Annotated in this window: 9 protein-coding genes; all 9 read left to right on the forward strand. The window is 62.2% G+C overall.

Going from position 1 to position 7,663, the window contains the following annotated elements; translation table 11 throughout:
* Nucleotides 1-89 precede the first annotated feature (89 nt).
* Entirely contained in the window at nucleotides 90-1,067 is a 978-nt protein-coding gene (locus tag RDN59_RS05760) for a carbohydrate ABC transporter permease (RefSeq protein WP_070509492.1), read from the forward strand.
* Entirely contained in the window at nucleotides 1,064-1,885 is an 822-nt protein-coding gene (locus tag RDN59_RS05765; protein ID WP_308607013.1) for a carbohydrate ABC transporter permease, read from the forward strand. The genes RDN59_RS05760 and RDN59_RS05765 overlap by 4 nt, the downstream gene beginning before the upstream one ends.
* Nucleotides 1,885-2,070, forward strand: coding sequence for a hypothetical protein (locus RDN59_RS05770; RefSeq protein ID WP_049156366.1), 186 nt, complete (start codon nucleotides 1,885-1,887; stop codon nucleotides 2,068-2,070). Before RDN59_RS05765 ends, RDN59_RS05770 begins: the two co-directional genes overlap by 1 nt.
* Nucleotides 2,067-3,569 (forward strand): maltose alpha-D-glucosyltransferase, encoded by a 1,503-nt coding sequence (gene treS / locus RDN59_RS05775; protein ID WP_308607014.1) that lies wholly within the window; start codon nucleotides 2,067-2,069, stop codon nucleotides 3,567-3,569. Before RDN59_RS05770 ends, treS begins: the two co-directional genes overlap by 4 nt.
* Before the next feature lie 161 nt (nucleotides 3,570-3,730).
* Nucleotides 3,731-4,003 (forward strand): hypothetical protein, encoded by a 273-nt coding sequence (locus tag RDN59_RS05780; protein ID WP_308607015.1) that lies wholly within the window; start codon nucleotides 3,731-3,733, stop codon nucleotides 4,001-4,003.
* A gap of 227 nt (nucleotides 4,004-4,230) precedes the next feature.
* A complete protein-coding gene (locus RDN59_RS05785; RefSeq protein WP_308607016.1) occupies nucleotides 4,231-5,844 on the forward strand; it encodes an acyl-CoA carboxylase subunit beta in 1,614 nt (537 codons plus the stop codon).
* Between the two features lie 59 nt (nucleotides 5,845-5,903).
* Entirely contained in the window at nucleotides 5,904-7,235 is a 1,332-nt protein-coding gene (locus RDN59_RS05790) for a carboxyl transferase domain-containing protein (RefSeq protein ID WP_308607017.1), read from the forward strand.
* A gap of 9 nt (nucleotides 7,236-7,244) precedes the next feature.
* Nucleotides 7,245-7,439, forward strand: coding sequence for an acyl-CoA carboxylase subunit epsilon (locus RDN59_RS05795; RefSeq protein WP_049156374.1), 195 nt, complete (start codon nucleotides 7,245-7,247; stop codon nucleotides 7,437-7,439).
* A 4-nt stretch (nucleotides 7,440-7,443) separates the two neighbouring features.
* Nucleotides 7,444-7,663: Maf family protein (locus tag RDN59_RS05800; protein WP_308607018.1), on the forward strand; the 220-nt coding region annotated here is incomplete at its 3' end.

Raw genomic sequence — 7,663 nt, forward strand, 5'->3', positions numbered from 1 at the left:
AGGAAGTCCGGGCTAGCCGCTATGATTTCCCCAACAACCCCCGTTAAACCCCTTCTCCCCCCCCTATGAATTAGAAAGGCAGGCACCGCATGGCTGGAGCACCGCCTACCGTGCAGCCCCGCAGACAGTACCTGCGTGTGGCCGCGCTCATCGCACCGGCGCTGATAGCGCTGGCTGTGGTCATCGGCTACCCCATTGTGCGCGCTGTGATGCTGTCCTTCCAGGGCAACAAACGGCTTAACCCCACCACGGGAGTGTTTGAGGAAGGCTCCTTCGCCGGCCTTGAAAACTACCTTTACTGGATTACCAATCGCTGCATGTCTGCCACTGGTCAGGCCACCGCCTGCCCGGACGGCGTCATCGCCACCGATTTCTGGCCGGCGGTGAAGATCACGCTCTTCTTCACCGTGGTCACGGTTGCCCTGGAGACCATCCTTGGCATGTTCATGGCGCTGGTGATGAACGGCGAGTACCGCGGGCGCGGCCTCGTGCGCGCAGCGGTGCTGGTTCCCTGGGCCATTCCCACCGCAGTCACCGCGAAGCTGTGGCAGTTCATGTTCGCTCCGGATGGCATCGTCAACGCGCTCGTCGGCACGCGCATCGCGTGGACCACGGACCCGTTCTATGCGCGCCTGGCGGTGATTATCGCCGATGTGTGGAAGACCGCCCCCTTCATGGCTTTGCTGATCCTGGCTGGTTTGCAAATGATCCCCCGCGATGTCTACGACGCCGCCCGCGTGGACGGCGCTTCGCGCATCCAAACCTTCTTCACCATTACCCTGCCGCTGGTACGCCCAGCGCTTATGGTGGCTATCCTCTTCCGCACGCTGGATGCACTGCGCATGTACGACCTGCCGGTCATCATGATCTCGGCCTCCTCCAATTCCCCGACGGCGACCATTTCCCAGCTCGTCGTGGAGGACATGCGCCAGGGTCATTTCAACTCGGCCTCCGCGTTGTCCACGCTCATCTTCCTGCTTATCTTCACCGTCGCGTTCATCTTGGTGCGCTTCCTCGGCGCTGATGTCTCCGGTACTGCTCGCCAGAAGAAGGAGAAGAAGTCATGAAAAAGCTCGGCCATTACCTAGGCATCCTCTTCATCATGTTCTGGGGGCTCGCGCCCTTCTACTGGATGGTCGTCACCGCCCTGCGGCACAAGTCCCATACCTTCGACACCACCCCGTGGCCCACGCACGTGACCCTCGATAATTTCCGGGATGCATTAGCCACGGACAAGGGCAATGACTTTCTCAACGCCCTGGGGAACTCTTTGCTCATCTCCCTGGCCACGACCGCGGTGGCGGTCCTCATCGGCGTGTTCACCGCCTATGCACTGGCGCGCTATGACTTCCCGGGCAAGGGCGTTGTCACCGGTATCATTCTGGCCGCCTCGATGTTCCCGGCCATCGCGCTGGTAACCCCGCTGTTCCAGCTCTTCGGCAACCTCGAATGGATTGGCACCTACCGCGCGATGATCATCCCGAACATCTCCTTCGCGCTGCCCCTGACGGTCTACACACTGCTGAGCTTCTTCCGCCAGCTCCCCTGGGAACTGGAAGAGGCCGCCCGCGTGGACGGCGCCTCCCGCGGTCAGGCCTTCCGCCTCGTACTCCTGCCCTTGGCCGCGCCCGCGCTGTTTACCACCGCCATCATCGCTTTCATCACAACCTGGAACGAGTTCATGCTGGCCAAGCAGCTCTCCACCACCGCCACTGAGCCGGTGACCGTGGCCATCGCACGCTTCTCCGGCCCCTCAGCCTTCGAGTACCCCTACGCCGCCACCATGGCTGCGGGCGCGCTGGTGACTGTTCCGCTGATCATCATGGTGCTCATCTTCCAGCACCGCATCGTCGCCGGCCTCACCGCCGGAGGTGTTAAGGCCTAATGCGCCGCGCACTGCTGTGGGACACCGCGCTAGGATTCGTTGGTTTCTTTGCCTTCCTGGCGCTGGTGCAGGCAGTCCTCAACCTTTTTCACCCCTCCCCCGCCATCTGGCCGGGGCTCCTCGCGGGCGCGCTGTGCCTGGCGGAGTATCTGCTGTGGCGGGCTAAACGGAAGGATCTCCGATGAGCTGGCACGACAACGCCATTTTCTACCAGGCCCTCGTGGGCTCGTACAAGGACACCACCGGTGAAGGCGTAGGCACGCTGCGCGGGGTTATTGAGAAGCTGGATTACCTCAAGTGGCTCGGCGTCGACTGCTTGTGGCTCTCCCCGTTTTATGCCTCCCCGCTGCGCGATGACGGCTATGACATCGCCGACTACTACTCCATCCACCCTGACTACGGCACGATGGAGGACTTCGACGAGCTCGTTGACGAACTCCACGCGCGCGGAATGCGCCTCATGACGGATTTGGCTTTCAACCACACCTCCACCGATCACCCGTGGTTCCAGGCTTCCCGCACCGATCCGGAAGGGCCCTACGGGGACTATTACGTGTGGGGCGATGATCCGCTGCGCTACCCGGAGATCCGCATCATCTTCACCGATACGGAGACCTCGAATTGGGCGTGGGATCCAGAGCGCAAGCAGTTCTACTTCCACCGCTTCTACTCCCATCAGCCGGACCTGAACTACGACAACCCGAAGGTCCACGAGGAAGTATTCAAGATCCTCTCCTTCTGGTTGGACAAGGGGGTGGATGGCTTCCGCCTCGATGCCATCGCCTACCTCTACGAGCGCGATGGGTTGGGCGGCGAGTCCCTGCCGGAGACGGTCGAGTTTGTGGAGAAGGTCCGCGCTTTCATCGAAGAGAACTACCCCGAAGCCATCATGATCGCGGAGGCCAACCAGCCACCGGCGGAAACCATGGAGTTTTATGGCACGGGCAACCGCTTCCACATGGTGTTCAACTTCCCGGTGATGCCGCGGCTCTACCAGGCGCTGGCGCTGGGGGACGCCACACCGATCTACGACATCATGGCGGAGCTTCCAGAGCTGCCCGAAGGCTGCCAGTGGGGAACTTTCCTGCGCAACCACGACGAGCTGACCCTAGAGATGGTCAACGAGGACCAGCGCGCGATCATGTACGAGCACTACCTGCCGGATGAGCAGATGCGCGCCCACGTGGGCATCGCGCGGCGCCTCGCGCCGCTGCTGGGCAACGACTACCGCAAGATTGAGCTTTTTTATTCACTACTTATGACCCTGCCAGGCGCTCCCTTTCTGTACTACGGCGATGAGATTGGGATGAACGATGCCCCCGAGCTGCCTGACCGCGATGCTGTACGCACGCCCATGCAGTGGGAGCCGGGCGAAGGTGCAGGTTTCACTACGTCTGCCCACCCGCGCCGTCCCATCGTCGGCGGCGTAGGGGTTTCGGTAGAAGAGCAGCTTGCCGACGACTCCTCACTCCTCCACCGCCTGCGCGGACTGATCCAGCAGCGCAAGGCGCATCCAGAGCTCGGTACCGCACCTTTCGAAGCCGTGGAAACCGGTCAGACGGGCGTTCTGGGATTCCAGCGCGGTGAGTTGTTATGCCTGCACAACTTTACGGATCAGACCGTTGACTTGGGCCCTGTGGAGCTGGGCCCCTATGGCTACGCTTGGTTGCCTGTAGAGGCATAAAGAACACGTCGTAACTCACCTCACATTTCTCGCTAGGTTAACTAAAAGTTAACTCTCCGTGAACGAAAACTAGCTTTCGGGGGATTTTACCTATATAGTTGGTTCAACCCCATGATGTGGACAGTCGCATCATCACGATAAGAAATAGAGAGGTGAGCCAAATGAATACCTTGACCGGATTCCTTTCCGCCATCACTAACGAATTCAAGAATGCCACCGGAATCAACCTTGACACCGTGCACTCAGCCCCGCTGGAATCGCAGATCGCCGAAGATCTGCACAAACACGGCCTCGTCCCAGCCACCCGCACCGACATCGAAGAGTCCTACGCGGCGCTGACCAACTCCTTCCCCAGCGAAGAGGACCTCACAGAGGTTGAGCTCTTCCTTTACAACCTCGGCTGGCTAGCCGACACCCCAGATAAAGCCGCTTAATCCAAGCCTCGCCCCCACCTCCGGGGAGCGAGGCTTTTCTTTTACCCACACCAACCAACCCCACCAGCACCTCGCCAATTACACTGGCAACCATGCACCCAACACGCCGTAAGCGAGGAAACCCTCACCTTTTCCACGCCGCTCACCTGCACAAACAAAGATTGTGAGGGAAATCACCTGCGCGCCGCTATACATTCCTATGCAAAACTTCTCTACACTGTCGAAACATGACTATTTCCTCACATTTGTCAGAGCTTGACTCCCTGAGCGCTGACACCACCGCAGGCAAGATCGCTGAACTGAAGAGGCGTCGCGAAGCAGCGGCGCAGCCCATGGGCGAAAAAGCCCACGAAAAAGTCCGCGCCCAGGGCCGCCTCACCGCGCGTGAGCGCTTGGACTACCTCCTCGATGAAGGATCCTTCGTGGAGACTGACATGCTCGCCGTGCACCGCACCACGGACTTCGGCATGGGCAAGAAGCGCCCGCTCACCGATGGCATCGTCACCGGTTGGGGCACCATCGACGGCCGCGAGGTCTGCATCTTCTCCCAGGATGGAACCGTCTTCGGCGGCGCCCTCGGCGAAGTCTACGGCGAGAAGATGATCAAGATCATGGAGCTGTCCATCACGACCGGCCGTCCACTCATCGGGCTGTACGAGGGCGCTGGCGCCCGCATCCAGGACGGTGCCGTCTCCCTGGACTGGATTGCCAAGACCTTCTACCAAAACGTCAAGGCCTCCGGCGTCGTCCCGCAAATCTCCGTCATCATGGGTGCTTGCGCCGGCGGCAACGCCTACTCCCCCGCACTGACCGACTTCGTCGTGATGGTGGATGAAAAGTCTAAGATGTTCGTTACCGGACCAGATGTCATCAAGACCGTCACCGGCGAAGAAGTCAGCCAGGAAGAACTCGGCGGCGCCGGCGTCCACATGCACAAGTCCGGCACCTCGCACTACACCGCTTCTAGCGACGAGGAAGCGCTCGATTGGGTACACGACCTACTGACCTACCTGCCCTCCAATAACCGCCAGCTGACCCCAGTTGAGCCCTACGAGGAGCTGGGCGAAGAAACCGTCGACGACCTCGTGCTGGATAGCATCATCCCGGATTCCCCGAACCAGCCCTATGATGTCAAGGAGATCATCGAGACTCTCACCGATGACGGCGATTTCCTGGAGATCCAAGCCGACCGCGCCGATAACGTCGTCACCGCCTTCGGCCGCATCGAAGGGCGCACCGTAGGGTTCGTGGCTAACCAGCCCCAGGTCTTCGCCGGCTGCCTCGACATCAATTCTTCGGAGAAGGCCGCGCGCTTCGTGCGCACCTGCGATGCCTTTAATATCCCGATCATCATGCTTGTCGACGTCCCCGGCTTCCTCCCCGGCGCCGACCAGGAACACGATGGCATCCTGCGCCGCGGCGCCAAGCTGCTCTACGCCTACGCCGAAGCAACCGTTCCGAAGATCACCGTCACCCTGCGCAAGGCCTACGGCGGCGCTTACTGTGTGATGGGCTCCAAGGGACTGGGAGCGGACGTCAACCTGGCCTGGCCCACCGCCCAGATCGCGGTCATGGGCGCTGCCGGCGCCGTCGGTTTTATCTACCGCAAGGAGATCAAGGCTGCCCACGAAAAGGGCCTCGACGTGGCTGAGCTGACCAAGTCCTTCGAGCGTGAGTATGAAGACCACATGCTCAACCCATATAAGGCAGCGGAGCGCGGGCTTATCGACGCCGTCATTCTCCCCTCCGAAACCCGCAGTGCAATCGCCAAAAATCTGCGCTTCTTCACGGACAAGAATGTGGCCCGCCCGGCACGCAAGCACGGCAACATCCCGCTATAGGCTGCACTCGGATCGGCACAGATTAGTACAGAAGACGCACTGTATTACACTAGTGTCCCATGACTGACTTGAAGACGACCGCTGGCAAGATCGAGGACCTCAGCGCCAAGCTCACCGAGTCCCGTGCGCCGCAGGGAGAGGTCCCTGCGGCTCGCAGCGCCATCGAGGCGCTCTTCGACGCCGGATCCTTCGTAGAGACCGACGCGCTTGCTCGCCACCGCTCCACCGAGTTCGGCCGCGAGCACGTCCGCCCCTACACCGATGGCGTCGTCACCGGCTTCGGCACCGTCGATGGCCGCAAGGTCTGCGCTTATGCGCAGGATGCCTCGCTGTTCGACGGCACCATGGGCGAGGTCTACGGGGAAAAGGTCACCAAGCTCTACGACCTCGCCATTAAGACCGGCGTGCCCATCGTCGCGCTCGTCGCCAGCGACAAGCCCCGCGCCCAGGAAGGCATCGTCTCCTCCGCCATGCAGGCTCGCATCCTCGCCCGCGCCACCACCGCTTCCGGCCTCATCCCGCAGGTCACGGCGGTCTACGCGGACTCCAAGGAGGCCTCGCTGGTGGCCGCGCTGTCGGATGTCGTCATTGCTCCGGACGGTGACCTGCAGGCGGACGAGGAGCACGAGGTGAACGTCGCCAAGCGCGTGCTCTCCTACTTGCCCTCGAATAACCGCGCCGCCGCTCCCCGCACCGAGGCCACCATCGTGTCGGGTTCGGTGGAGGAGAACATCACCGACGCCGACCACGTCCTCGATACCCTCGTGGGCGATGACGGCGCCGTCGATCTCGCCGACGTGGTCACCGCCACCTGCGAGGATGTTTTTGAGCTCGGTGCCCAGGTGCGCGGTGTTTTCACAGGCTTCGGTCGCGTCGAGGGACGCACCGTGGGCATCATCGCCAACCGCGACACCCTCGACGCGGAAGCTGCCGCCAAGGCCGCGCGTTTCATCCGCCTGTGTGATGCCTTCAATACTCCCATCATCGAGTTCGTCGATACTCCGGCACTGGACGTGGAGAAGGCAGCGCTGGCCAAGCTGGTGCATGCCTACTCCGCGGCGAGCGTGGGCAAGATCAGCGTCATCGTCCGCCGCGCGCACGGTACCGGATACATCGCCTTCGGCTCCAAGGAGCTCGGCGCGGACCTGTCCTATGCGTGGCCGACGGCCGAGATCGCCGTGGCCGATGCGCCCGCACTGGCCTCCGAGCTAGAGCTGAGCGAGGAGGAGGCCGCCGCCTACCTGACCCCGTACCAGGCCGCTGAGCGCGGTCTCGTCGATTCCGTTATTACCCCGGCAGCCACGCGCGGCTCCCTCATCGAAGGCCTGCGTCTGCTGGATCGCAAGATTATTCCGACCCTGCCGAAGAAGCACGGCAATATCGTTTTGTAGAGGTGTCCAATGACCACTTCCCTGTTTACCGTTCTGCGCGGCAACCCCACCGACGCTGAGGTGGCGGCCCTGTCCACGGTGCTCAGCCAGCTCGACTCTGAGGCGCGCGCCAAGGCCGCCGATATCCGCTCCGAGCGCGACCTGTGGGGTCAGCCGGGCGATGTGTTCAACCCGTCCGCCTTCCGCAACGTCCGCTACTACTAAGCGCATGCGCCTAGTTCTGGCCTCCCAATCCCCGTCCCGCCTGTCCATCCTGCGGGGTGCGGGCGTGGAACCCGTCATCGCCCCGGCCCACGTGGACGAACGGGCCATCGAGGAGCGCCTGGCGGGGGGTGAACCCGCCGAGATCGTCTGCGCCTTGGCCGCCGCGAAGGAGGAGGCCACTGCCTCCCACTATTCCGCGGACGTCGTGGGGGGGGGGGGGTGCC

The organism is uncultured Corynebacterium sp. (genome assembly GCF_902489365.1).
In the GTDB taxonomy this organism is placed as follows: Bacteria; Actinomycetota; Actinomycetes; order Mycobacteriales; family Mycobacteriaceae; genus Corynebacterium.